The 23,400-nt window shown below is 69.2% G+C and carries 23 protein-coding genes and 1 riboswitch; of the genes, 13 read left to right on the forward strand and 10 right to left on the reverse strand.

Annotation, left to right across the window (positions count from 1 at the left end; all coding sequences use genetic code 11):
- Positions 1–7 precede the first annotated feature (7 nt).
- A complete protein-coding gene (locus tag DKM19_RS11745) occupies positions 8–625 on the reverse strand; it encodes a heme-copper oxidase subunit III (protein WP_110695728.1) in 618 nt (205 codons plus the stop codon).
- A 208-nt stretch (positions 626–833) separates the two neighbouring features.
- Between DKM19_RS11745 and DKM19_RS11750 the strand changes: the two genes are divergently transcribed.
- Positions 834–1,232 carry a response regulator transcription factor gene (locus DKM19_RS11750; protein WP_110705655.1) on the forward strand — a complete coding sequence of 133 codons (399 nt, stop codon included), beginning with the start codon at positions 834–836 and terminating at the stop codon, positions 1,230–1,232.
- Positions 1,233–1,252: 20 nt separating this feature from the next.
- Positions 1,253–2,299: an anthranilate phosphoribosyltransferase gene (trpD, locus tag DKM19_RS11755; protein ID WP_110695729.1), complete on the forward strand. Its 1,047-nt coding sequence runs from the start codon at positions 1,253–1,255 to the stop codon at positions 2,297–2,299.
- A gap of 73 nt (positions 2,300–2,372) precedes the next feature.
- Here the strand turns inward: trpD and DKM19_RS11760 are convergent, their stop codons facing one another.
- The 3 genes from DKM19_RS11760 to DKM19_RS11770 all read right to left on the reverse strand — a co-directional run bounded on the left by DKM19_RS11760 (position 2,373) and on the right by DKM19_RS11770 (position 5,643).
- Complete coding sequence (locus DKM19_RS11760; RefSeq protein ID WP_089205062.1) at positions 2,373–2,660, reverse strand: Lrp/AsnC family transcriptional regulator; 288 nt, start codon at positions 2,658–2,660, stop codon at positions 2,373–2,375.
- 46 nt (positions 2,661–2,706) lie between these two features.
- On the reverse strand, positions 2,707–4,431 hold the full coding sequence (locus DKM19_RS11765; protein ID WP_110695730.1) for a DEDD exonuclease domain-containing protein: 1,725 nt from the start codon (positions 4,429–4,431) through the stop codon (positions 2,707–2,709).
- Positions 4,432–4,512: 81 nt separating this feature from the next.
- Positions 4,513–5,643: a phosphotransferase family protein gene (locus DKM19_RS11770; protein WP_110695731.1), complete on the reverse strand. Its 1,131-nt coding sequence runs from the start codon at positions 5,641–5,643 to the stop codon at positions 4,513–4,515.
- A 240-nt stretch (positions 5,644–5,883) separates the two neighbouring features.
- Between DKM19_RS11770 and DKM19_RS11775 the strand changes: the two genes are divergently transcribed.
- The 3 genes from DKM19_RS11775 (at position 5,884) to DKM19_RS11785 (ending at position 8,889) form a co-directional block, all read left to right on the forward strand.
- Positions 5,884–7,146 (forward strand): NYN domain-containing protein, encoded by a 1,263-nt coding sequence (locus DKM19_RS11775; RefSeq protein WP_239514201.1) that lies wholly within the window; start codon positions 5,884–5,886, stop codon positions 7,144–7,146.
- A 47-nt stretch (positions 7,147–7,193) separates the two neighbouring features.
- Positions 7,194–7,811, forward strand: a complete 618-nt coding sequence (locus tag DKM19_RS11780; protein ID WP_110695733.1) for a hypothetical protein — start codon at positions 7,194–7,196, stop codon at positions 7,809–7,811.
- Between the two features lie 121 nt (positions 7,812–7,932).
- Entirely contained in the window at positions 7,933–8,889 is a 957-nt protein-coding gene (locus tag DKM19_RS11785) for a C40 family peptidase (protein ID WP_239514202.1), read from the forward strand.
- A gap of 80 nt (positions 8,890–8,969) precedes the next feature.
- Here the strand turns inward: DKM19_RS11785 and DKM19_RS11790 are convergent, their stop codons facing one another.
- The 3 genes from DKM19_RS11790 to DKM19_RS11800 form a co-directional block, all read right to left on the reverse strand.
- Complete coding sequence (locus DKM19_RS11790; RefSeq protein WP_369988652.1) at positions 8,970–9,911, reverse strand: phosphotriesterase; 942 nt, start codon at positions 9,909–9,911, stop codon at positions 8,970–8,972.
- Between the two features lie 121 nt (positions 9,912–10,032).
- On the reverse strand, positions 10,033–11,574 hold the full coding sequence (locus DKM19_RS11795; RefSeq protein ID WP_204358759.1) for a GMC family oxidoreductase: 1,542 nt from the start codon (positions 11,572–11,574) through the stop codon (positions 10,033–10,035).
- Between the two features lie 105 nt (positions 11,575–11,679).
- Positions 11,680–12,546: an alpha/beta fold hydrolase gene (locus tag DKM19_RS11800; RefSeq protein WP_110695736.1), complete on the reverse strand. Its 867-nt coding sequence runs from the start codon at positions 12,544–12,546 to the stop codon at positions 11,680–11,682.
- Between the two features lie 247 nt (positions 12,547–12,793).
- On the opposite strand from DKM19_RS11800, the gene DKM19_RS11805 reads away from it, so the two are divergent.
- Positions 12,794–13,294, forward strand: a complete 501-nt coding sequence (locus DKM19_RS11805; RefSeq protein WP_110695737.1) for a CGNR zinc finger domain-containing protein — start codon at positions 12,794–12,796, stop codon at positions 13,292–13,294.
- Between the two features lie 175 nt (positions 13,295–13,469).
- Here DKM19_RS11805 and DKM19_RS11810 read toward each other — a convergent pair whose 3' ends face one another.
- Positions 13,470–14,081: a hemerythrin domain-containing protein gene (locus DKM19_RS11810; protein ID WP_110695738.1), complete on the reverse strand. Its 612-nt coding sequence runs from the start codon at positions 14,079–14,081 to the stop codon at positions 13,470–13,472.
- A gap of 60 nt (positions 14,082–14,141) precedes the next feature.
- Here DKM19_RS11810 and DKM19_RS11815 point away from each other — a divergent pair, with 60 nt between their 5' ends.
- Entirely contained in the window at positions 14,142–14,822 is a 681-nt protein-coding gene (locus tag DKM19_RS11815) for a TetR/AcrR family transcriptional regulator (RefSeq protein WP_204358760.1), read from the forward strand.
- 14 nt (positions 14,823–14,836) lie between these two features.
- On the opposite strand, the gene DKM19_RS11820 is transcribed toward DKM19_RS11815, so the two are convergent.
- The gene (locus DKM19_RS11820) at positions 14,837–16,114 is read right to left on the reverse strand and encodes a cell wall metabolism sensor histidine kinase WalK (protein ID WP_162641441.1); all 1,278 of its coding nucleotides are present in this window, start codon (positions 16,112–16,114) and stop codon (positions 14,837–14,839) included.
- A 797-nt stretch (positions 16,115–16,911) separates the two neighbouring features.
- Between DKM19_RS11820 and DKM19_RS11825 the strand changes: the two genes are divergently transcribed.
- Both DKM19_RS11825 and DKM19_RS11830 read left to right on the forward strand, forming a co-directional pair.
- Entirely contained in the window at positions 16,912–17,475 is a 564-nt protein-coding gene (locus tag DKM19_RS11825) for a LemA family protein (RefSeq protein WP_110695740.1), read from the forward strand.
- A 121-nt stretch (positions 17,476–17,596) separates the two neighbouring features.
- Positions 17,597–18,220, forward strand: a complete 624-nt coding sequence (locus DKM19_RS11830; RefSeq protein ID WP_110695741.1) for a class I SAM-dependent methyltransferase — start codon at positions 17,597–17,599, stop codon at positions 18,218–18,220.
- A 51-nt stretch (positions 18,221–18,271) separates the two neighbouring features.
- Here DKM19_RS11830 and DKM19_RS11835 read toward each other — a convergent pair whose 3' ends face one another.
- Entirely contained in the window at positions 18,272–18,706 is a 435-nt protein-coding gene (locus DKM19_RS11835) for an Rrf2 family transcriptional regulator (RefSeq protein WP_110705658.1), read from the reverse strand.
- A 614-nt stretch (positions 18,707–19,320) separates the two neighbouring features.
- A riboswitch (cyclic di-AMP (ydaO/yuaA leader) is annotated at positions 19,321–19,479 on the forward strand.
- 118 nt (positions 19,480–19,597) lie between these two features.
- Here DKM19_RS11835 and DKM19_RS11840 point away from each other — a divergent pair.
- The 4 genes from DKM19_RS11840 to DKM19_RS11855 all read left to right on the forward strand — a co-directional run bounded on the left by DKM19_RS11840 (position 19,598) and on the right by DKM19_RS11855 (position 23,373).
- Positions 19,598–20,077, forward strand: a complete 480-nt coding sequence (locus tag DKM19_RS11840) for a C40 family peptidase (protein ID WP_110695742.1) — start codon at positions 19,598–19,600, stop codon at positions 20,075–20,077.
- 97 nt (positions 20,078–20,174) lie between these two features.
- Positions 20,175–20,960, forward strand: a complete 786-nt coding sequence (locus DKM19_RS11845) for a hypothetical protein (RefSeq protein WP_110695743.1) — start codon at positions 20,175–20,177, stop codon at positions 20,958–20,960.
- Entirely contained in the window at positions 20,957–22,234 is a 1,278-nt protein-coding gene (locus DKM19_RS11850) for a M48 family metallopeptidase (protein WP_110695744.1), read from the forward strand. The genes DKM19_RS11845 and DKM19_RS11850 overlap by 4 nt, the downstream gene beginning before the upstream one ends.
- Positions 22,235–22,248: 14 nt before the next feature.
- Positions 22,249–23,373 (forward strand): glycosyltransferase family 4 protein, encoded by a 1,125-nt coding sequence (locus DKM19_RS11855; protein ID WP_110705659.1) that lies wholly within the window; start codon positions 22,249–22,251, stop codon positions 23,371–23,373.
- The last annotated feature ends 27 nt before the right edge of the window (positions 23,374–23,400 follow it).

Genomic DNA, 23,400 nt, shown 5'->3' on the forward strand with positions numbered 1-23,400 from the left:
CGATTCCTTATTGAATGCCGTAGATGGTCACGAAAAGGCCGATCCAGACCACGTCGACGAAGTGCCAGTAGTAGGACACGACGATGGCGCTGGTCGCCTGCTCACGGGTAAAGCGCTTCGCGGCGTACGTGCGTCCCAGCATGAAGAGGAACGCGATCAGTCCACCGGTCACGTGGAGGCCGTGGAAGCCCGTGGCCAGATAGAACACCGAGTCGTACGCGGAGTGCGACAGGGTGTGCCCTTCATGGACCAGCTGGCTGTACTCGTACAGCTGGCCGCCGACGAACGTGGCCCCCATCAGGAAGCTGAGGATGTACCAGAAGCGCAGCTTGGCGACCTGGCCCTTCTCAGCCGCCCACACGCCCATCTGGCAGGTCACACTAGACAGGACCAGGATGATCGTGTTGGCCAATGAGAACGGGACGTTCAGCTCGGCCTCCGGCCAGGGCAGACCCTGGCCGAGGCTCACTGACCGGATGGTGAAGTACATCGCGAACAGCGCCGCGAAGAACATGAGCTCGGAGGACAGCCAGACGATCGTCCCCACGCTGACCAGATCGGGTCTGCGGGACGAATGTGCTGCCGTCGTCGTTGAAATTGCGGATGCTGTCGCCACGGGCAGCATTATTGCGGTTCCCCTGCTCGGGTCGCCGCACGACCCCCCGATAGGGGGGGCAAACGTAACCCCAATGCGGACGTATGGGGCAATTCGCTCACCGATGCCTCCGGCCTGGGTCCCCAGGCGAGCTGACCGGTAGCATCCCAGGTGACCATACATCGACGAGGGATATCGACGAGGGATAGTGAGTGCGACCGTGAGCACCGACGACAAGATGAGGGTCCTCGTCTACAGCGACGACGCGAGCACCCGCGAGAAGGTGCGGCAGGCGATCGGCCGTCGCCCCGCCGGAGACGTGCCTCTTGTGGAGATCGTGGAGTGCGCCACCCATGCCAAGGTCATCCAGCACTTCGACTCGGGTGAGATCGACGTCGCCGTGCTCGACGCCGAGGCCCAGCCGGCCGGCGGCATGGGCGTGGCCCGTCAGGCCAAGGACGAGGTTCACGACTGCCCGCCGATCTGCCTGCTGATCGCCCGCCGTGACGACCGATGGCTGGCCGAGTGGTCGCGCGCCGAGGCCGTCGTGCCGCAGCCGATCGACCCCGTGGTCCTTGCCGAAGCCGTCGCCGACCTGATGCGCCACCGCCTCTCCACTCATCTGACCACCCGGTAGAACCCCCCTGGAGACACCCCATGGACGCGCGCACCACCTGGCCCGCGCTGTTGTCGGCCCTGCTCACCGGTGAGAACCTGACGGCCGACGAGGCCGCCTGGGCGATGAACGAGATCATGTCCGGCTCCGCCACGTCCGCGCAGATCGCGGGCTTCGCGGTGGCGCTGCGCGCGAAGGGGGAGACGGTCGCGGAGGTGACGGGTCTGGCACGCACGATGCTGGAGCGGGCCACCCCGCTGACGGTGGAGGGACCCATCGTCGACGTCGTGGGCACCGGCGGCGACCGGGCCCACACCGTCAACGTCTCGACCATGGCGGCGATCGTGGCCGCCGCCGCGGGCGCCCGGGTGGTCAAGCACGGCAACCGCGCCGCGTCGTCCTCCTGCGGCGCCGCCGACGTGCTGGAGCACCTGGGCATCATGCTCGACCTGTCTCCGGCCGACACCGCGAAGGTCGCCGTCGAGGTGGGGATCGCCTTCTGCTTCGCGCCGGTCTACCACCCGGCGCTGCGTTTCGCCGGGCCGCCGCGCAAGGAGCTCGGCATCCCGACGGTCTTCAACTTCCTGGGCCCGCTGACCAACCCGGCCAGGCCCACCGCCCAGGCGATCGGCATCTTCGACCCGGGCATGCTTCCCGTGGTCGCGGGCGTCTTCGCCGAGCGGGGGGTGTCCGCCCTGGTGTTCAGGGGCGACGACGGGCTGGACGAGCTCACCACCGCGACGACCTCCACGGTCTGGGTGGTGCGCGAGGGGACCGCCACGCGGACGGTCTTCGACCCGGCCGCGCTGGGCATCCCCCGGTCGGCGGCGGACGCGTTGCGAGGCGGGGACGTGGTGTTCAACGCGCGGGCCGTGCACGACCTGCTCGACGGCAAGACCGGCGCGGTCCGTGATGCGGTGCTGCTCAACGCGGCGGCCGCGCTGGTCGCACTGGACGGCGCGGGCGACGACCTCGACGCCGCGATGGCCGCCGGATACGCACGCGCCGCGCAGGCCGTCGACTCCGGCGCCGCCGCGGCCATCCTCGAACGCTGGATCGCGTTCAGCCGGTCGTTGAAGCCGTCCTGATCGGCTGTCCTGCTCGCGCGAAAAGCCGTCCCGGCCCGGGAATCCGGGTCCGGGACGGTCGCCCGCGCGATCGTCAGTCGGACTCGCCGAGACCGATCGAGAAGGCGGCGTCCAGGTCGTGCCTGGAGTAGGTGCGGAAGGCGATGTGGGTCTCGGTGTGCAGCACCCCGGCGACCTTGTTCAGGCGCCCGGGGATGACCTCGGCGATCTCCTCGTAGGCGGAGACGCGGACCATGGCCATCAGGTCGTACTCCCCGGTGATGGAGTAGACCTCGCTCACCCCGTCGATCTCGGCGATCGTCTGGGCGACCTCGGGGATCCGGTCCACCTCGGCGTTGATGTGAACGATCGCGGTGACCACGAGTTTCCTCCTCGTTGAGTGCGGGGGCTTGCCGCCTTCGAAGTTATCAGCGCAGCGGACGGCCCTCGCGCGGCCGTTGTGGCAGGGCGGCCTGGTAGGCGCGGTCGATGCGGGCCTGGAGCCGGCCCGCGCCGAGGGTGGGCAGGCTCCAGGTGCCCTCGACCTGCGCCAATCGCACACCCGGGGTCTCCAGCCAGCGCAGGACGCACTCGGTCTCCTCCATGCTGGCCGCGGGGACGGGCCCCGGCCCCGGCACGACGGTCTCGGCGGTGGCCACCAGGGCGTCCACGAACAGGGTGGGATGGGCGCCCTTCGGCATCACCCCGGCCGAGGCCAGCCGGCCGTACCGGATGACGTGGATGTCCCAGCCGCCGCCCCCCGCGGGGCTGGCCGCGACCATCTGGGGGATCACGGTCAGCGCCCGCAGCCTCTGCATGCGCGCCGAGGCGCGGATGTAGGAGGCGAGCCGGTCGCGGTCGGCGGCGGCCTCCTCGTAGCGCTGGTCGAGGGCGAGGCGGTCCATCCGGGCCTCGATCGCGGAGAAGACCGCGGAGGCGTCCAGCTCCATCGCCTGGCGGGCGCTCGCGACGTGCAGGCCGTACTCCTCGGGGCTCTGGCGGCCCTCGCACGGCGCCCCGCACTTGCCGAGCTCGGCGAGGGCGCAGGCGGAGTGCCTGGTCCGCAGGGTCATCTTCTCGGTGCACTGCCGCAGGGGAACCGTCTCGTACAGCGCGGTGCGGGCGTCCTCGGCGGCACGGGTGCTGGTGAACGGGCCCAGATAGCCGGCCTTGTCGTCTTTGATCTCGCGGACGATCGACAGGCGGGGAAACGGCTCGTCGGTGAGCTTGAGCCAGAACATCTTCTCCGGAAAGCGCGACCTGCGGTTGTATCGCGGCTTGGCCGAGCCGATCAGCCTGAGCTCCCTGACCTCGGCCTCCAGCGGGGTCGCGCAGACGATGGTCCGGATCCGCTCGGCGATGCCGATCATCTCCCGGACGCGGGGCCGCGTCTCGCCGGCGGTGAAATAGCTGCGGACCCGGTTGCGGAGGTTCGTGCTCTTGCCGACGTAGAGGGGGTCGCCGCCGGAGTCCTCGAACACGTAGACGCCGGGGCTGCTGGGCACGGCGTCGGCCAGGTGCCGCTTGCGGCGCTGCTCCGTGGTGGGCGCGCGGACGAAACCCTTCAGCTCCTCCAGGGTGTGCACCCCGAACGAGCCCGCCCGCTCCAGCAGCGCGTGGAGCACGTCCACGGTGGCGCGGGCGTCGGCGAGCGCGCGGTGGCAGGGCTCCGTCCTGCTGAAGATCTTGGCCAGCGTGGACAGCTTGCAGTTGGGGGCCTCGTCACGGGTCAGCAGCCTGCGGGCCAGGACGACGGTGTCGACCACCGGGTGGCGGGGCGGAGGGTAGCCGTGAGCGGCGCAGGCCGCCTTGATGAAGCCCAGATCGAATCCGGCGTTGTGCGCCACGAGGGTGGAGCCGCGGGCGAACTCCAGGAACGAGGGCAGCACCGACTCGATCCTCGGCGCCGCCACGACCATGCTGTCGGTGATGCCGGTCAGCACCGAGATGAACGGCGGGATCGGCGAGCCGGGGTCGACCAGGGTCGCGAACTCGCCGAGCACCTCACCGCCCCGGACCTTGACCGCCCCGATCTCCGTGATCGCGTGCTCGCCCGCCGAGACGCCGGTCGTCTCCAGGTCGAACACGACGAACGTGATCTGGCTGAGCGGCATGCCCAGCTCGTCCAGCGTTCCCTGTACGGAGTTCTTCACAGTTCATGACCTCCACGGTTCACGACCATAGAAGCCCCGACCGACATTTGCCGCTCCGGGGTCCCCGTCGGGGTGCACCGGTTACGGCCGCCAGTAGCTCCCGTCCAGCATCCGCTCGAGGGCGGCCCGGTGCAGGACCAGGTCGTCGGGGTCCTCGGGCATGGGCTGCTCGCCGAAGTGGACCCGGCGCTGCCAGACGCGGGCCATGATGACGCCGTGCCTGAGCGCGGCGTACATCTCGTAGAACTCCATGTCGCGCGGCTCGTAGCCGGTGATCTCCCGGTACGTCCGGCAGACGTCCTCGCGCCGCATGAAGTCCGGCATGCCGGGCAGCTCGAAGACCTCGGCGACCTCCTGGAAGAACTGGTGCAGGAAGATCATCCAGGCGATGTCCAGCTCGCGGGGGGCGACGGTGGCCATCTCCCAGTCCAGCACCGCCACCGGCGTGAAGTCCCTGTAGATCACGTTTCCGATACGCGCGTCCCCCCAGCTCAGCACGTCGGGTCCGGGGTCGGCCGGCCAGTGGTCCTCCAGCCAGTCGAACGCCCGCTCCAGCAGCGGGATCCGCATCGAGCCGTGCGCCCAGTCGTAGTAGGCCCGCTGGTCGTCGACGTGCCTGCGCAACGCGGACCCGCCGGGCCCGGCGATCTCCAGCGGCCGCAGTTCCTCGGCGGTGAAGACGGTGTCGTGCAGCCTGGCCAGGATCTCGACGCTTCGCCGCTGCAGCCGTCCCCGGTCGGCGGGGGAGGCGTCCAGCAGCCAGCCCTGGAAGGTGTAGGGCGTCACGTCCGGCGGCACGTCGCCGAAGAGCCGCTCCATCACGAAGAACGGGGCGCCCATCGGCTCCGGATCCGGTTCGAACCACAGGGGCCGCGGCGCGAGCACCCCCGCGCGCTCCCTGACCATCCGCATGACGTCGAACTGCCTGCCGAGGTCGTAGTCCGGGAAGACCGGCATCGCCTCGCTCGCCGGGGCCATCCGGGCGACGTACCGGAGCTCCTGCGCGTCCTCGGCGGTGCCCCGGAGGGCATCGAAGATCAGCGTCTCGCTGGACAGGCCGTTGCCGTCGGGGTGGGACAGCCGTGACACCGTGACGGGACAGTCCAGGCGGCCGGTCAGCCACGACTCCAGCCGCTCGCGCAGCTCGTCGAGGTCACGGGTGGAGGTGCGCATCTGTTCGGCCTGCGGGCGCTCTTCGGTCGCGTCTTCCATCGCGCTCTCCCCGGGTGGCGTGCGTCACAAGTCAGTGATCACAGTCGTATACCTGGGAGCAAGCGCTTGTCCATAAAGAATTCACCATCAAGACTGATCTTTCCGGACTTCCGGTCAGGTCGGGGTCAGGGTGCGGTAGCCGTACCCTTGACGAGAAGACCAATCCGAGTAGGGGCCGTGATGAGTTCAGCCGGAGAGGGCCTGTCTCGTCCGCTACCTGAGCAGGTTCGCTTACACGTCGTGGAGCTGGCATCCCAGATCCTCGGGTCGATGCCCGCTGCCACGATTCCCCTTCCTCTCAGGGGAATCGCCAAGTTCGACCCCCGAAAGCGGGCCAAGCTGGGCAGCGCGCCGATCGCCGCCCAGCTCGAGACCGACAAGAAGTTCCGCGAGCTGGTCGCCGAGACGCTGAGCACGGGCTGGCCCGAGCTGATCACGAGCCTCGCCGAGGGCGTCGTGCCCCCGGCGGCCGAGCCCGTCCTGGTCGCCGCCGCCGCATATCTGACCCGGCCACCGGGCTGGGCGGAGATGGTTGAGGCCGCTCGCGCGGACCTGGAGCAGTCGGCGGCCGCGGCCGAGGGGTCGGCGCAGGAGCAGACGCTCCAGCGGCTGCGCGAGCAGCTCGCCGCTCAGAAGACCGCGACCAAGGAGGAGGCCGACCGGCTGCGCGAGCAGCTCAAGGTCGCCCGGTCGGAGATCTCCGACCTGCGCCGCAAGCTGCACGACGCCCGCGAACGGACGAAGGCGGCCGAGAAGCGGGCCGCCGAGGTGCAGGAGACCGCTCAGGAGGCGATGGCCCTCGCGGTCTCGGCGGGAAGCGCGGGGGAGAGCGAGCTGCGACGCCTCCGCGAGCGCCTGGCCGACGCCGAGCGGCAGCTGGAGTCCACCCGCCGGGCGGCCCGCGAGGGCCGCAGCGTGGAGGACACCAAGGTCCGCATGCTGCTCGACGCGCTCCAGGACGCCGCGGCCGGGCTGCGCAGGGAGCTGGCCCTGCCCTCCAGCATCCACCGGCCCGCCGACTCGGTGGCCTCGGTCGCGCCCGGCAGGCAGGGTGTCCAGGGGGTGCCCGCGCGGGCGCTCGCCGACGACGACCCCGCCCTGCTCGACCAGCTGCTCGCGCTGCCGCAGATCCACCTGATCGTGGACGGCTACAACGTGACCAAGACCGGCTACGGCACGTTCACCCTCGCCGACCAGCGCAACCGCCTGCTCACCGGCCTCGGCGCGCTGTACGCGCAGACCCGCACCGAGCTGACCTGCGTCTTCGACGGCGCGGAGTTGAACGGCCCGGTTCCGATGTCGGCCCCCCGGGGCGTCCGGGTGCTGTTCAGCGCCCCCGGCCAGATCGCCGACGACCTGATCCGCCAGCTGGTCCGCGCCGAGCCCGCGGGACGTGCGGTCGCCGTCGTCTCCTCCGACCGTGAGGTGGCCGATTCGGTCCGCCGGATGGGGGCACGGCCGGTGCCTTCCGTATTACTTTTACGTCGTCTCGGGCGGGCCTGAACTTTTCGGCTCTATGGTGCATCGGATCACACCTGGAGGTTGATTCGATGAAGAAGATCATAGCGCTGGTCTGCGTCGCGCTCGTTGCCGGTACGGCCGCCGCCACGGCGCCCGCCATCCCCAAGGGTTTCCTGCTCTACGAGAAGGCCGCGGCCAAGAAGGACAACGATCCCGAGACCAACTGGAAGGTCGGCAACTCGCCGAAAATCCGGCTGGCGGTGAACCCGTGCGACAGGGCCGATCTCGGCGTCACCGGCCGGGCGGCCGGGCGGACGGTGACGTTCACCGGCGTGCCGGACTTCATGAAGGTCGAGCAGGTGATCCTGTACGGCTCGCAGACGGCCGCCAGGAAGGCCGTCATCCAGGTCCGCGGGGCCCTGGCGGCGTGCAGGTCCAGGACGGACTCGGGCGCCGGCTACCGCTACGTCTCCACGCCCGTGACCGGTCTCGGAGACGAGGCTCTGAAGGTCTCCGGGCAGGTCTACTACGGCGGGAAGGTCGGCGTCGGCGGCGACCGGAGCGTGCTGGTGAGGAAGGGCAACGCCGTGTTCGTCTACCTCTGGGCCGGGGAGTACTCCGCACCGGCCGGGCGAGACTGGGCCGGCCAGCTGCGCGACGCCAAGGCGATGACCGCGAAGATCTGTCGTGTCGCTACCTGTGAATAGTGACCAAAACGACTGAAAAGGTGAGTTGTACCTTACTTTCTCTGTACTATTCCGACGCAGGGCTTTGCAGTCGGGAGGCGTCGTCGTGGCCGTGGCGGGTATGCCGGTTAGATTGATTCGGATGCCGTTGGCCGCGGGGCTTGCCCTCGCGCTGCTGACGCTGCCCATGGGCGGTGCTTCGGCCGAGCCGAAACCGACGGTCGCCCAGGCCAAGGCGAAGCTGGAGAAACTCAACGACCAGGCTGACGCTGTCGTCGAGAAGTACAACCAGGCCGCTGAGAAGTGGAAGAAGGCCAAGAAGAAGTACGACACGCTGAACGGCGAGCTCACCCGCCAGGGTGAGAAGGTCGCCGGGCTGCGCAAGGAACTCGTCACGATGGCCGTCAGCACCTATCAGGTCGGCATGGTGAGCGGCTGGGAAGGCCTGGTCAACCAGGCCGACCCGGATGACCTGCTGAACGGCATGGCCGCCGTCGACCAGCTCTCGGCCTCTCGCGCCGAATCCCTGAACGCCTTCGACGAGGCGACCAAGTCGCTGCGGAACAGTCGTGACGGCGCCAAGAAGGCATTGGCGGAGGCCGACGAGACGCGTGACGAGTTGTCGGGCGAGAAGGCCAAGGCCGACAAGATGGTCAAGGCCCAGACGAAGATCCTGCGTGAGCTCAACGCCTTCCAGGTGGGCAACCCCAACGGCTCCGGAGTCCAGTACACCGGTTCGGCCTCCGGCAACGCGCGAGCCGCCCTGGCCTTCGCCTTCGCCCAGATCGGCAAGCCGTACCAGTACGGAGGGACCGGCCCGAGCGGCTGGGACTGCTCCGGTCTCATCCAGGCCTCCTGGAACAGCGGCGGGGTCAACCTTCCCCGTACGACCTGGGAGCAGTGGAGCTGGGGCGCGAGCCGCAAGGTCTCCCTGAACGACCTCCAGCCCGGTGACCTCCTCTTCAGCGAGGGCCTCGGCCACGTCGGCATGTACGCGGGCAACGGCCAGATGGTCCACGCTCCCCAGACCGGAGACGTCGTCAAGGTCGTCCCCCTGTCCTCCTACGGCCGCAACTTCGTCGGAGCCGTCCGCCCCTGACCGGGTGCGTTCGTGAGAACGGCTCCGCGGTGACCTGCGGGTCCGCCGCCGTCAGGCGCCACCGCCTGCGTGGGTCCGGTTCAGCGGTCCGACGCGGAGGCGAAGTAACGCCGCGGGTTGCCGACCAGCATCGTGGTCAACTGCTCCTCGGTCACACCGGCTTCACGGAGAGCGGGGATGACGGCGTCAAACAGGTAGGTGTAACGCCAGTTGGGCATCAACTCTTCGCGTACGCCGGGCGGAAACCACATGTTGTGGCATGAGGCGTCGTGTGAGAGAACCATCCGGTCGGCCAGGCCCTCGCCGGCGAGTTTCGCGACAGTCGCCACGCGCTGGTCCGTGGGCAGCAGGATGTCCAGCCCGAACCTGTCCATGCCCACGTAGGACCCGTTGTCGATCAAGCGATGCAGATAATCGAGGTCAGCGGTGTCGCCGCTGTGGCCGATGACCACCGCGCCCAGATCGACGCCCTCGCGGCGCAGGACCTCCTGCGCGATCAGGCCCGTCCGGTGCGTGGCGCCTGTGTGCACCGTGATCGGAACGCCGGTGCTCCTGTGAACTTCGGCGACGGCCCTCATCACCCGTTCCACGCCGGGTGTCAGCTCCTCTTCTATGGCGCACTTGAGGAACGCGGCTCTGACGCCCGTGCCGGCGATTCCCTCGGTGATGTCCCTGGTGAACATCTCGACCATGTATTCGGCGCCGCCCAGTAGCGTGCCGGGCCCGTGGTAGTGGAGAGCCATGGGGACGTCGTTGAGGGTGTACAGCCCGGTGGCGGCGATGATGTTGATGTCCACCTGGGCATTGACCCGTGCGACCAATGGGATGTCCCGTCCCAGCCCGATCACCGTCGGGTCGACGATGGTGTCGACACCCCGGTCGGCCAGTCCGCGAAGCCGGTCGACGGCGTCGGCGACGATCCGCTCCTCGTCCCAGGCCTCCGGGTGATTGCGCCGGAGCTCCTCGTCGAGGACGAAGACATGCTCGTGCATCAGCACGGTACCGAGTTCATGCGCCTGCACAGAACCCCTCACCGTCTCGATCTGCGGCATTTACTGCTCACCACTCTCTGTGGGTTTCGGATCACTCTCGTCAGATGAAATGAGATACGACCGGCCCGGTGTCCGGGCGCCGGGAAGAAGCTCACCCCCACGACGTCGCCGGGCCGCTCGGTCGCCCGGTTCGGTTCGCGATCAGGGATGCCGCCCGTTCGGCGATGGCGAGCACGGTCGCGTTGGTGTTCGCCGACACGATGGACGGCATGACGGACGCGTCGGCGACGCGCAGCCCTTCCACTCCCCGGACGCGCAGCTCCGGGTCGACCACGGCTTCGGCGTCTGTGCCGATACGGCAGGTGCCCACGGGGTGGAAGTACGAGTTCGTGTTTCCCCTGACGTACGTGCTGCAGGCGTCGTCGTCTCGCACGTCCGGTCCGGGAAGGATCTCGCGAGACCGCCAGGGATCGAGCGCCTCCGCTTCGCCCAGTTCGCGGGCGCGTCTGAGGCCGATCACCATGCGGTCGACGTCCCGTTCGTCGGCGAGATAGTTCGGGTCGATGACGGGAGGAACGGCCGGATCGGGGCTGCGCAGATACAGGGACCCACGGCTGGCGGGACTCATCAGCGAGACGAGGACGGAGTATCCGCCACCGGCGACCGACCACCCCGGTCCCATGATCGCGGGGGCAAAGCCGATCTGCAGGTCGGGGTCGGCGTCGTGTGTACTGCGGAGCAGAACGTGTGGGGGCAGTGAGAAGGGACCGGCTGCCGGAAGCCGCGTGGCCTCGTAGACCACTTGAGTGATCGGGTGGTCATGAAGATTCTGTCCCACCCCTGGGAGGTCGACGAGTGTCCGTACTCCCACGTCGTCCAGGTGCGCGGCGGGTCCGATGCCGGAGACGAGGAGCAGCTGTGGTGAGCCGATCACCCCGGCCGCGAGAACCACCTCCTTCTCGGCGTGGACCGTGTGAACACCGCCGTCCAGCACGTACTCGACGCCCCGGCAGCGTTCACCGTCGAGCAGCAGCCGCCGGACGTGAGCCGAAGTGATGACCGTGAGGTTGGGGCGGCCGATCGCGGGGGCGAGATACGCGTCGGAAGCGCTCTGGCGCTTGCCCTCGAACACGTTCGCATCCGTCCAGGACACCCCTTCGGCCTCGACGCCGTTGCCGTCTTCCAGGGGCGTGTGGCCCGTTTCCACCGCGGCCTGGAACCACGCCCGCTGCAACGGGTCGGGCTCGGGGCCGCGTTCGATCAGCGTGGGACCCGAATCGCCGCGCACGGCCGCGTCCCGGCCTGGGGCGTTCTCGCTTCGCCGGAGGTACGGCAGCAGGCTGTCGTAGTTCCATCCGGTCGCGCCTGCCTTCTCCCACGCGTCGTAACTCGATCGATGACCGCGCAGGTGCGCCATTCCGTTGATGCCACTGGACCCGCCGAGCACCTTGCCGCGGGGCCACGCGTGGCTCCGTCCGAGAGCGCCTCGCTGGGGCGTGGTGACGTAGGACCAGTCGACCGGGGAAGACCACAGACCGAACCAGGCCGTCGGGTCGCCGGCGAAGCCGGGGCCCTCGCTGGGGCCCGCCTCCAGGAGGAGGACCTTGCGGCCTGGGTCCGCTGACAGGCGAGAGGCGAGCACACAGCCGGCCGTTCCACCACCAACGATGATGTAGTCGTAGGGGACCATCATGCTTCTTCCGTGTCATCTACTTTTGGCATGTTTTGTCCTTAAGCGCGCTACGGACGATGCGGGCCATCGGCCGGTGAGGGCAGCCGGCCGGCGTGTATGTCGTGCTCAGCGCAGGGTTCGGCCGAGGAAGCCGCGGATGTAGCCGGCGATGGTGTCCAGGTGGCTTTCCAGGGCGAAGTGGCCGGTGTCGAGGAGGTGAATCTCGGCGTCGGGCAGATCGCGCTGGAAGGCGCGGGCGCCGTCGGGGCCGAAGATCTCGTCCCCTGCTCCCCAGACGGCGAGCAGGGGGACCTGCCTGGTGCGGAAGTACTCCTGAAGGGCGGGGTAGAGGTCGACGTTGGTCGGATAGTCCCGGAAGAGCTGTAGCTGGATCTCGTCGTTGCCGGGCCGGTCCAGCAGGGACTGGTCATGGGTCCAGGTGTCCGGGCTGACGAGGGTGGGGTCGGCGACCCCGTTGAGGTACTGCCAGCGGGTGCTGTCCAGAGACAGCGCGCCGCGCACGGGGGGCTCGGTGTCCGGTCCCGGGGCGGCGGCGTAGGCGAAGAGCCCGTTCCAGAAGGAGTCGACGAACCCGTCGGTGTAGGCGTTGCCGTTCTGGGTGATGATCGCGGTGATCTGCTCGGGGTCGCGGGTCGCCAGGCGCCAGCCGATGGGCGCCCCGTAGTCCTGCACGTAGATCGCGAACTTCTCGACGCCCAGCTGCCCGAGGAGTCCGGCGGTGATGTCCGTGAGGGCGTCGAAGGTGTAGGGGAATTCCTTGACGGAGGGCATGGAGGACCGGCCGAAGCCGATGTGGTCGGGCGCGATCACGTGGTAGCGGTCCGCCAGGAGCGGGATCAGGTGGCGGAACATGTGCGAGCTGGTCGGGAAGCCGTGCAGCAGCACGACCGTGGGAGCCTCGGCCGGGCCGGCCTCGCGATAGAAGACCTTCTGGCCCGCGACGGTGGCGGTGAGGTGCCTGATCTCAACCATGTCTAACCCCTTATAGCTCTTTGTGTGGTTAGGGGAAGTGAAGCATCAGGCTCTATAACCTGTCAAACCGCTCTATGGGGTTAGTGAAGCTCTGGCATCTCGTGGGCCGTTCGCTCCGTGCGCGGCGGCGATCGCCGTGGGCGTCGCATCGGCCCGTTGCCTGCGTGCTCCGCGTAGAACGATCAGGGGTTCCGGCGATGTACTAACCTGCTAAGAAGAGATTTCAGGTTAGATGGGAGGGGCGTCGATGACCCCGGACAACATCGTTCTCGCCCTGTTGAACAGTCGGCCCGTGATCGAGGGGACCTCCCAGGACGCGCTCGCCGATGACGCCGAGGGGCGGCGATGGCTGAGCGCGCACGGCGGACGCGGATCGGAAGGCGAGCTGCGCTTCACGCGACGCGCCCGGGATCTCCTGGACCGCGTCGTGCGTGGCACCGCGCGGGCGCCCGCCCTTGCCGAGGTGGTCGCCCACGCGCACAAGGTGCCGCATCTCGACGGCGACGGGCTCCGATGGGAGCTCGTCGTGGACGAGGATGAGCGCTTCGCGGTGGAGGTGATCCTCGCCTGGGACGAGTTGCGCCGCGGTGCCCCCGGACGCCTTCGGGCCTGCGCCAACCCCGAATGCACGCTGTTCCTGCTGGATCGCAGCCACGCCAACCGCGCCCGATGGTGCTCGATGGCGATCTGCGGCAACCGTATGAAGGCGCGCCGCCATCACGAGCGGACGCGCACCGCGGGCGGGTAGGCGGTGATTCATCCGCCGCCGGTCCGGAACCGCCGGTCGGGCGGCTCGCCGAGCGCGCCGGTATCGGCCGCCCGGTGACCTTCTCCCGTTCTCCGGCCACCTCGACGCGGGGGAGCGGTGGCCACTCCGCGGGCGTCCGGGCCGCGTTCGGCGGGAGCGGTCGTTTCCCGGCGCGTCAGCCGGCCGCCCGCAACGTGCCGAGGGTGGCCCGTGCCTGCTCGCTCAGGGCCGTGCGCACGGGCGCGGGCATGCCGCCGAGAACGATCTCAACCTCCTCCGGGGTGCCCACCTGCTCCAGGAAACCGACCAGCAGGTCCGTTCCCACCTCGGGCGTCGTGGCGATGACATGCCGGGAGAAGTCCGCCCAGGCCTCCTCGGAGACGTGATCACGCAGGGCCGGGAAGAGAACCGGCTCCTCGCGTTCCAGATGCAGATGGACCAGGTCGCGTACGGCGACCGCCGCGTCGACGAGCGAGGCCCGGTCGGTGTCCACCGTGGCCGCGCCGAGCGCGTTGAGCGCCGCGTCCAGCCGGTCGTGCTCACCGCTGAGACCGGCGAGCGGGTCGGCGGCCTCGGGCGCCTTGGCGGTGATCATCGGCCAGAGGATGTCGTCCTCCGTCTCGTGGTGGTGGTGCAGGTGCGCGACGAGGAAGTCGCGGACGTCGGTCAGGGCGGCCGCCGGCGCCGAGGGACGAGCGGCGGCTTCGGCCAGCAGAGAGGTGGCCCGGCGGTGGATGTCGTGGATGAGACGGGTCTCGATGACCGCCGTCACTTGGGAATCTGTCACGTGGGGAAATTATTGAGTAGAGAGTCCTATTGTCAATAGAGTCTACTCTCCCATGGGGTAATGTTCATCGGGATGGGCTCCTACAACTCGCCTCGACGCACGGACGCCGCGCTCTCCACGCGCGCGGCGATCCTGGAGAGCGGACGCAGACTGTTCCTCGCCGACGGCTACGCCAACGTGACCGTCGCGGACATCGCCTCGGCGGCGCGGGTGGCCGTCCAGACCGTGTACGGCAGCACCGGCGGCAAGGCGGCGATTCTGGCGGCCCTGCTGGCTCCGGCGGTCGAGGACCCGGCCGTCGAGCAGACCCTCACCGGGATCGCGGCGACCGACGACCCGCGCGCGGTCATCGCGATCACCGCGGCCGGCACCCGGCAGGCGCATGAGCGGAACTGGGAACTCGTCTGGGGCCTGCTCCACCAGAACCTCACGGAGCCTTCCGCCGCAAGCGTCATGGAGGCGATCGAGGCGGCCTACATCGGCGCACTCACGGCGGTGGCGGACCGGCTCGCGGCCCTGAACGCGCTGAGGCCGGAGCTGGACCACGCCGGCGCCGTCGACCTGCTCTGGTTCTACCTCGGCCAGTCCGCCTGGCTCACCCTCGTGGGAAAGCGGGGCTGGGACTTCGACCGGGCCGAGGCCTGGATGGCCGGCGCGGCTCAGCAGGCCCTGCTGAGTGCGCCTTCCGTCACATCGGTCAAGCGCCGCCGGCCCGAGGGGTCGTCCGAGCCCGCGAGGTAGCCGTCGACCCCCGGCTACGTGGACCTGTCGTTCGCCGTCCGGCCGTTGTCGGATGGTCCGGCCAGGGGGAGGCGGAGGATGAAGCGTCCGCCTCCGGAGGGGGACGCTCCGGCCTCGATCGTCCCGTCGTGGGCCTGGGCGATGCCGCGCGCGATGGCCAGGCCGAGGCCCGTCCCTCCCCGGTCGCGGCTACGAGCCGCGTCCAGCCGGGTGAACCGCTCGAAGATCCGTTGCCGGTCGGCTTCGGCGACGCCCTCCCCGTCGTCGTCGACGATGAGTTCGGCGCTGTCGCCGTTCTGCCGCACCTCGACGACCACCGCGAGCCTGGCGTGCCGCTCGGCGTTGTCCAGCAGGTTGGTGATGGCGCGGCCGATCTGGCTGCGGATGGCGTGGACGGGCACGTCCGGAGTGAGCCTGAGCCGCACCCTGTCCGGATCGGCTCGCTGCGAGACCTCCGTCCCCACGATGGTCGCCAGATCGACCCTCTCCCGCAGCTCGGATGCGCTGGACTCGAGCCGGGTCAGCAGGAGCAGGTCGGTGATGATCGTCTGCAGCCGATCGACGTCATACAACGAGTGCGCGAGCAGGTCGTTCAGGTCGGTCTCCTCGGGATGCAGCTGAGCCTCCTCCAGCTGCGCGCGAAGGCCGGCGACGGGGGTGCGCAGCTCGTGGGAGGCGTCGGCGGCGAACTGCCGCTGCTGGGTCAGCGCCCGATTCATCCGGTCCCTGGCGTTCTCCAGCCGTTCCAGAGTGCCGTTGACGGTCCGGGCCAGCCGGGCGATCTCGTCGTCACCCACGGGTTGCGGGACGCGGTTGCCCAGGTCGTCGCCGTTGATCGCGGCCAGTTCGGCGCGGATCGCCTCGACGGGCCGTAGCGTCCGGCCGGTGACCTTCCAGGTTGTCGAGGCGGCCAGGAGGACCAATATGGTGCCCTGGGCGGCGAAGAGGGAGTCGATGACCCTCGTGGAGCTGTCCGCGGGAGCGGACCGGCCGGCGTAGACGATGGGTGAGTCCGGCGCCGAGGTGACCCGGAGCGCGGAGAGGTGGACGCACCCCAGCTGCCGTTGCGCGCAGGTCCCCACATCCTGCTCGGGGTCCTGCGGCGTCGGCCACGCCGTACTCAGGGGCGGCAGGCCCTGGGCGTCGGCCGAGGAGGCGACGACGCGGTGGTTGCTCGCCACGACCTGCACCAGGTCGATCCCCGGCACGCCGGACTTGATGGGATCGGTCAACCGCCCGAGATGGTCGGCGGCGGCCGCGGAGGTGGCCTCCTGCCGTGCTTGCAGCCACACGCTGTCATTGATCGCCCGGTGTGCAACCAGGCCGGCCACCAATCCCGAAGGAACAAGGAGAAGCACGGCCAGGAGGCTGACAAGGACGGTGACCCGTCCGCGAATCGATCGCGGACGGAACCGGACACCCCGTGAAAGCGGAGGCGTGGTAGGCATAGGTTTCCCCCTCATGCCTGTCGACTACTCAATCGGTCGTCAACAAGGTGATCACGGTGGCCACACCTGGTGTTCTGGTGTCGCTCATCCGATTAGGCCGAGATATCGCCTACAACCGCGACGGCCGGACCGTGTTCCTGCGTTGTTCCTGCGTTTCTGTGTTGCCGTGCTTCCTCGCGTTCGCAAGGCCGGTGGACGCCGTCGTACTCGCCCGGCCGTCCATTGACACCCGGGGTCGATTCGCGCTCCGTGGCGGATCTTCGACGCCGTGGGCGTGAACCGGTGCGGGGGATGACGTGCGCGGTGCGTTTCCTGACGCGTCCCAACCCTTTAGGTTTATCACCTGATCTGCGGTTTTACAGATCGTCATCGATGTCTTGAACGACTTTCACCCCTTTCGTATGACTGTATTGCACATACCGTATACAGTATTGCCTTTCCAGGGGGTCGCGAGGCCCTGACCGTACGCGTGGGCCGCCGGCGGCGGCGGCGCGTCGGAAGTGCGGACCTCGAGCCGGAGGGGCCGGTGAGGGGGCGACGGCTCGTGTAGGCGGAATGCAAGGGGTTCGGGGTCAGATGTCCACGGTGCGGCGGGCCATGTCTGCCGGGCGCACGGCTGCCACTCGACCGGGAGGCCTCCCTTGATTACCACTGCCGTTCTCGTTTTTCTCGCCCTGTTCCTCTTTCTGCTTCTTGTCCTGCTCGTCGTCTCTACATACAACGGCCTGGTCAGCAGGTGTGGCGCGGTGGACAGCGCCTGGGCGCAGGCGGACGCGCAGCTCAGGCGCCGTCACGACCTCGTCTCCATCCTGGTGGAGACCATGGAGGGCCACGCCGTCCACGAGCGGCAGGCTCTGGAGGCGGTGGCCGCCGCGCGTTCCCAGGCCGTCGGCGCGCGGACTCCCGCCGAGCAGGTGACCGCCGAGAACCTGCTGTCCGGGGCGCTGCGGAGCCTGCTCGCGGTGGCCGAGGCCTACCCGGACCTGAAGGCCGGCCGGAACTTCGCCAAGCTGCAGGAGGAACTGGCCGCCACCGAGAGCCGGATCGCCTACTTCCGGCAGTGCTACAACGACGCCGCTCTCATCTACAACAACGCGATCCAGATGACCCCGGCCAACATCGTGGCGAGTGTGAACGGCTTCTCGCAGCGCGAATACTTCCGCGCGCCGGATGAGGAGCGCAGCCCGGTGAGGGCGCGATTCTGAAACCGTTTTTCCTGTCTTGGAGGGGAGGGGCGCCCAGGTGACCGCGCTGCGGCAGAGGACATCGGCCTACCTAAGCATGTCAACCTGGCATAACGCTCTCACCTGGGGGAATGAGCTGCGAATGTCGTCCGAAACTCGTCCTGCCAACGGGGACACCCGCACCTTCCTTGGCGCGATCATTCGTAATCCCTTCGAACTGGGGGCGATCGCGCCCAGCTCAAAGGCCGTGGCCCGCCTGGCCGCGTCGGTCGTCCCGGTCACTCATGGAGCCGTGGTCGTCGAGCTCGGCGCGGGCGGTGGTGTGATCAGTGACGCGATTCGCGAACGGCTTCCGCCGGGCGGGCGGCAGCTCGCCGTCGAACTCAACGACGACATGGTCCGCCATCTGCGGCGCAGCCGCCCCTGGTTGGAAGTGATCGCTGACGACGCGGGTGACCTGGAGAAGTTACTGGGGCGGGCCGGGGTGACACGGGTCGACGCGATCATCTCCTCGCTTCCCTGGACCCTGTTCGACGAGCAGCGGCAGAAACATATTCTGGACGGGGTGTCGGCCGCGCTCGCTCTGGGCGGGAGGTTCAGCACCGTCATCACCCTGTCCGCGATGCCCTCCAGGCGGTTCAGGCAGTTCCGCGGGCTCCTGAACCGCACCTTCGCCACCGTCGGCACCATGGGCCCGGTCTGGCTCAACGTTCCGCCCGCGCTGGTCTTCACGGCATCGAGGTCCCACTCCGACCTCGGGGAGTGAGGGCCTGCCGGTAAGGGACGCGACACCCTCGGCTCCGGCCGGGCGCGTCTGTCATCGCTGCTGGGCCAGCACGTCCCGGAGGACGTCGGCGACCGAGGTCTGGGCGAGCTGTTGCCGCACGGCTTCTTCGAGTCCGCCGTACACACGCCGCAGCGCGGGCTGGATTCCGTAGCCCACCGGGCAGCCCTCGTTCGGCGGAGTGCGGTGCATGCCGAACAGGGGGCCCTGCTCGACGGCCTGGTGAACGTCGAACAGGCTGATCGACTCGGGATCGCGAACCAGGCTCCATCCGGCTCCCGCGCCGCGCCGCGCCTCCACGAAGCCGGCCTTGCGGAGATCTCCGAGGCAGCGCCTGATGACCACCGGATTGGTGTTCACGCTGCCGGCGATCTGCTCCGAGGTCACGACCTCGCGGCCGCCACGCCGGTCGAGCTCCATCCACGCCAGTATGTGCGCGGCGATCGTCAACCTGCTGTTCGCGCTCATCATCGCCCCATCTCCGCTGGATGTAACAGTACATGTTATAACAACCGCCGCCAAGCGCCCGCTTGGTCTTGGCATGCGGGGTCGGCGGCCGGAAACGCACCAAGCGAGGGGCTGTTTCCGTCTGCCGTTATCGGCCGGTTTCCGCATGCTCGTCCCGAGTCTGGGCCATCGCTTGCGGAGTCCTCCGGTGATCCGCCGTCCACGGTCGGAGCGGTGAGGATCGCGGCGAGAGCGACGGTGAATGATCCTGCACGGAAGTGAATGACCATAGGCGGCGACAAAGATCGTGCGCGGTGACGGAGATCATATTGAAGATCAAGTCAGATGTGACGTATCTGACAGAAATAGAGCATTTGCCGTGGTGATTCATGGAATGTGACCAGAGTCATATCTCAATAGCATAAATAGCCCTTATGCAGGGAGTCTGGAAGGGTGAAGAGCTCTCTTCGATCTTCGAACATGACGATTGCTTTGCCGAACGTTGAAGACCGGGGTAGTTTCTGGCGTCGCGACGTTCAAGCCATGCCGTCGCGATGAATGTCGGCCCCCAGGGCCGGTGTCTCTCATAGAAATCCAACCGGCCACCGCTTCTCCCCATCGGGGTTCGACCCCACTGCGGTGGCCTGCCGAATCCATGCAGCCAGGAGGCATGGAACCGGGGACCCAATGGGCCCTTAAAAGCGTGGCCAGGGGTGAATCGGCGCATTTCGCCGTAGGGCATCTTCCCAGCCCGAATCCGTCAGCTAACCCGGTAGGCATCAGTGGAAGTCCCAAGGAGAAATCCTGTCTACCACCCTGCATAACCCCCGTTTGTCGCGCCTTTTCCGCCTTTCCATCGGCGGGTTCGCCCTCACAATGACCGCCTCAGCCGGAGCGGTCACGTTGGGGCCCATGGCGGCACAGGCGACGGCGAACAGCGCGACCACCCTTCAGGTCAAGAGCACGGCGAAGACCTCGACTCAGGTCGGAAGCACGGCGAAGGCCAGGTTGAGCAAGGTCGCACAGCAGAAGGTGAAGGCCAAGAAGGCCGTCTCCACGGCCAGGAAGCAGATCGGCGCCCCGTACCGGTGGGGAGCCACCGGTCCCGGCGCGTTCGACTGCTCAGGGCTCGTCCAGTACTCATGGCGGAAAGCAGGCGTCAAGCTCCCCCGCATCACGTACAGCCAGTACAGGGCTGTCAGGAAGAAGGTCTCGTGGCGCAACCTGCACCCCGGTGACCTGATGTTCTTCAGCGGGAAGGGCCACGTCGGCATGTACGTCGGCAAGGGCAGGATGGTCCACTCGCCGAGCAGCGGCAAGACGGTCCGGATCGTGAAGCTGGAGGGGTACTACAAGTCCTCCTTCACCGGAGCGGTCCGTCCCGGCGGCTAGCCCAGGGATCAGAGGCCCAGGGATACAGGGATACGGCCCCGTCCATCCGCGCGGATGGACGGGGCCGCTCCATGCCCGTCGAGTAGCATCAATCCATATGTCCGTCCCGAAGGGGCGCCGCGCCGTGCTCACCGGGATGCTGGCGCTGATCAGCGCCGCTCCGCTCGCCGGAGGTGGGCCGATTCCGCAGGACACGCGCGGTCTCTGGCCCGGCGCGGCCACCGTCGTGCGAGGTGAGCGCTCCCTCGTGATCGGCCACGGCGTCCCGTACGGAAGTCTCCGTGATCTGGCCTCCAGGGCCGACCGCGCCCGCCGCGGCGTCGAGGAGGTCTGGGGTCCGGTCCGGGCGGTGATCCTGTTTCCCGCCACGGACGCCGAGGCCGCGGCGCTCGCGGGAGCCGGCGGCACCGGCGGCCTGGCAGCCCTGGCGACCTCGGATCGGGTGATCGTCCTGCCGTCGGGCTACGCGAGGCTCAGCGAGGTCGGCCGTGACGTGGTGATCACGCACGAGCTCACCCACGTGGCCACCGGCGCGACCCGGGGCGGCCGGGTGCCGATGTGGATGTCGGAGGGCTTCGCCGACTACGTGGGCTACCGCGACGCCGGGATCGCGGTCCGCACGGTCGCCGCCGAGCTGGCGCTGGAGGTGCGCGACGGCATCCTGCCCGCCCGTCTCCCCGGGCCCGGCGACTTCGCCCCCGGAGCGCCGCGGCTGGCGCAGGCCTACGAGGAGGCGTGGCTCGCCTGCCGTCTCATCGCCGAGCGCTATGGCGAGAAGGCGCTGGTGAGGCTCTACGGTAGCGATGTCGGGAGCACCCTGGGCCTGTCCGAGGCGTCGCTCGTCGGGGCCTGGCGCGACTACCTCCGGAGGGAACTCGGATGACGCTGAGTAAGACGGACACGCCCGCGGGACTCCGGACGGCGGGGTGGGCGCTGGCCGCCCTCGGGGCGGTCACGCTGGCGATCGTGGCGTTCACCACACCCTGGCGAGAGCTGGCCGCGGGGGCGCCGACCGTCGTCCCCGACCCGGCCCGCGACTTCCTCCCGGAGCAGATCGCCCGCGCGGAGACCTTCGACGCACTGGTCAGCGTGCCCTCCTACCTGTCGCTCGGCCTGACCCTGGTCGTCGCGGGAGTGCTGGTGGGCACCCCGCTGGGCGCACGGCTGCTCGGCCGCCTGAGAGGACCGTGGTGGCTGCGGGTGCTGCTCGGCGTCCTGGGGCTGTCGGTGGCGGTGGCGATCCTGCGCTGGCCGCTGGGGATGTGGTCGGAGACCCACCTGCGCGCCTTCGGGCTGTCCACCCAGACCTGGGCGACCTGGACGGCCGACCGGATCAAGAACCTCGGCGTCAGCACCGGGCTGACCGCGATCATGGTGCTCGCGGTGGTCGCGCTGGCACGGCGCTTCCGGCGCTGGTGGATCCCCGCGGCGATCGGCGCGTTCGTGCTGACCCTGCTCGCCTCGTTCGCCTACCCGGTGGTGATCGAACCGATCTTCAACGACTTCCGGCCGATGGCCGCCGGGCAGCTCCGCGACGACCTGCTCACCATGGCTGCCAGGGACGGCGTGCCGGTCGAGGACGTGCTCGTCGCCGACGCCTCCCGGCGGACCACGGCGCTCAACGCCTACGTCTCCGGATTCGGCGCGACCCGCAGGATCGTGGTCTACGACACGCTGCTCCGGGCGCCCGCCGACCAGGTCGAGCTGGTGGTCGCGCACGAGCTGGGCCACGCCAAGGCGGGCGACGTGCTCTCCGGCACGCTCATCGGCGGCCTGGCCGCGGCGTGCGGGGCGTGCCTGCTCTACCTGGTGACCTCGGCGGGAGCCGTACGGCGGCGTGCCGGGATCCCCTCGCTCGCCGATCCGAGGGCGGTGGGACTGATCATGGGGCTGCTGAGCCTGGCCACGGTCCTGTCCGGTCCCGCCCAGAACCTGATCAGCAGGCACATCGAGGCCCGCGCCGACGTCCACGCGCTGAACCTGACCAAGGACCCGGCGACGTTCATATCCATGCAGAAACGGCTGGCGATCTCCAACATCTCGGATCTGTCGCCCGACGCCTTCGAATACCTCCTCTACGCCTCCCACCCCACGACCCCGCAGCGCATCGCCATGGCGCGCTCCTGGGCCCTGCTGCACGGCCTCCCCGCGCCGTGAGCGCCGTGAGCGCCGTGAGCCGCACCCTCATCGTCACCAACGACTTCCCGCCCCGGGCCGGCGGGATCCAGTCGTTCGTGTACGGCCTCGCCGCCTGCCGCCCGCCGGACTCGGTGGTCGTCTACGCCCCCGAATGGCCCGGCGGCGAGAGCTTCGACAGCCGGCAGCCCTACCCGGTCGTCCGCCACCCCACCTCGCTGATGCTGCCCACGCCCGCGGTCGCCCGCCGGGCCGCCGCTCTGATCGCCGAGTTCAAGTGCGACACCGTGGTGTTCGGGGCGGCGGCGCCACTCGGCCTGCTCGCGCCCAGGATGCGCGCGGCCGGGGCCCGCCGTGTCGTCATGGTCACCCACGGCCACGAGGCGGCCTGGGCGGGGGTCCCGATCGCCCGCCCGCTGCTCGCGAGGATCGGCGACCACGCCGACGTGGTGACCTATCTGGGGGAGTACACCCGGCGAAGGCTGGCGAAGGTGATCCCGCCCCACAAGCTGGTACGGCTCGCGCCCGGCGTCGACACCGCCGTGTTCCGGCCGGACGCCGGCGGCGAGGCAGTGCGCGCGGCGCTCGGCCTGGGGGACCGGCCGGTCGTGGTCTGCCTGTCCCGGCTGGTGCCGCGCAAGGGCCAGGACACCCTCCTGCGCGCCTGGCCCCACGTGCTGCGCGCCGTGCCCGACGGGGTGCTGCTCCTCGTCGGCGGCGGGCCGTACAGGAAGACCCTGGAACGGTTGGCCCGGACGCTGGGCGACTCGGTCAGGTTCACCGGACCGGTGCCGGGGGCGTCGCTGTCCGGCTACCTCGCCGCGGCCGACGTGTTCGCCATGCCGTGCCGTACCCGCCTGGGCGGCATCGACGTGGAGGGGCTCGGCATCGTCTACCTGGAGGCCTCCGCCAGCGGGCTGCCCGTGGTGGCGGGCTCGTCGGGCGGAGCCCCGGACGCGGTGCTGCACGGGAAGACGGGGCTGGTGGTCGACGGCACCTCCCCGCACGAGGTCGCGGCGGCGCTGGTCGGCCTGCTGAAGGACCCGGCCGGGGCGCGCGCGATGGGGGAGCGCGGACGGGAGTGGGTCACGCGCGAGTGGGGCTGGGACCTCGTCGCCTCCCGGTTCGCTCAGTTGCTCGAAGGTGCGCCGACCTTCTAGGCCGTGCCCCGCGCCGTGTTCTAAGGT

The organism is Streptosporangium sp. 'caverna', assembly GCF_003203775.1.
GTDB classification, from domain to species: Bacteria; Actinomycetota; Actinomycetes; order Streptosporangiales; family Streptosporangiaceae; genus Streptosporangium; species Streptosporangium subroseum.

Coding starts and splice junctions, on each gene's coding strand:
- DKM19_RS11745 (WP_110695728.1), bottom strand. CDS start 625: ATGCTGCCCGTGGCGACAGCATCCGCAATTTCAACGACGACGGCAGCA.
- DKM19_RS11750 (WP_110705655.1), top strand. CDS start 834: ATGAGGGTCCTCGTCTACAGCGACGACGCGAGCACCCGCGAGAAGGTG.
- trpD (WP_110695729.1), top strand. CDS start 1,253: ATGGACGCGCGCACCACCTGGCCCGCGCTGTTGTCGGCCCTGCTCACC.
- DKM19_RS11770 (WP_110695731.1), bottom strand. CDS start 5,643: ATGGAAGACGCGACCGAAGAGCGCCCGCAGGCCGAACAGATGCGCACC.
- DKM19_RS11780 (WP_110695733.1), top strand. CDS start 7,194: ATGAAGAAGATCATAGCGCTGGTCTGCGTCGCGCTCGTTGCCGGTACG.
- DKM19_RS11785 (WP_239514202.1), top strand. CDS start 7,933: ATGCCGTTGGCCGCGGGGCTTGCCCTCGCGCTGCTGACGCTGCCCATG.
- DKM19_RS11795 (WP_204358759.1), bottom strand. CDS start 11,574: ATGATGGTCCCCTACGACTACATCATCGTTGGTGGTGGAACGGCCGGC.
- DKM19_RS11800 (WP_110695736.1), bottom strand. CDS start 12,546: ATGGTTGAGATCAGGCACCTCACCGCCACCGTCGCGGGCCAGAAGGTC.
- DKM19_RS11805 (WP_110695737.1), top strand. CDS start 12,794: ATGACCCCGGACAACATCGTTCTCGCCCTGTTGAACAGTCGGCCCGTG.
- DKM19_RS11815 (WP_204358760.1), top strand. CDS start 14,142: ATGTTCATCGGGATGGGCTCCTACAACTCGCCTCGACGCACGGACGCC.
- DKM19_RS11830 (WP_110695741.1), top strand. CDS start 17,597: ATGTCGTCCGAAACTCGTCCTGCCAACGGGGACACCCGCACCTTCCTT.
- DKM19_RS11835 (WP_110705658.1), bottom strand. CDS start 18,706: ATGAGCGCGAACAGCAGGTTGACGATCGCCGCGCACATACTGGCGTGG.
- DKM19_RS11840 (WP_110695742.1), top strand. CDS start 19,598: ATGGCGGCACAGGCGACGGCGAACAGCGCGACCACCCTTCAGGTCAAG.
- DKM19_RS11845 (WP_110695743.1), top strand. CDS start 20,175: ATGTCCGTCCCGAAGGGGCGCCGCGCCGTGCTCACCGGGATGCTGGCG.
- DKM19_RS11850 (WP_110695744.1), top strand. CDS start 20,957: ATGACGCTGAGTAAGACGGACACGCCCGCGGGACTCCGGACGGCGGGG.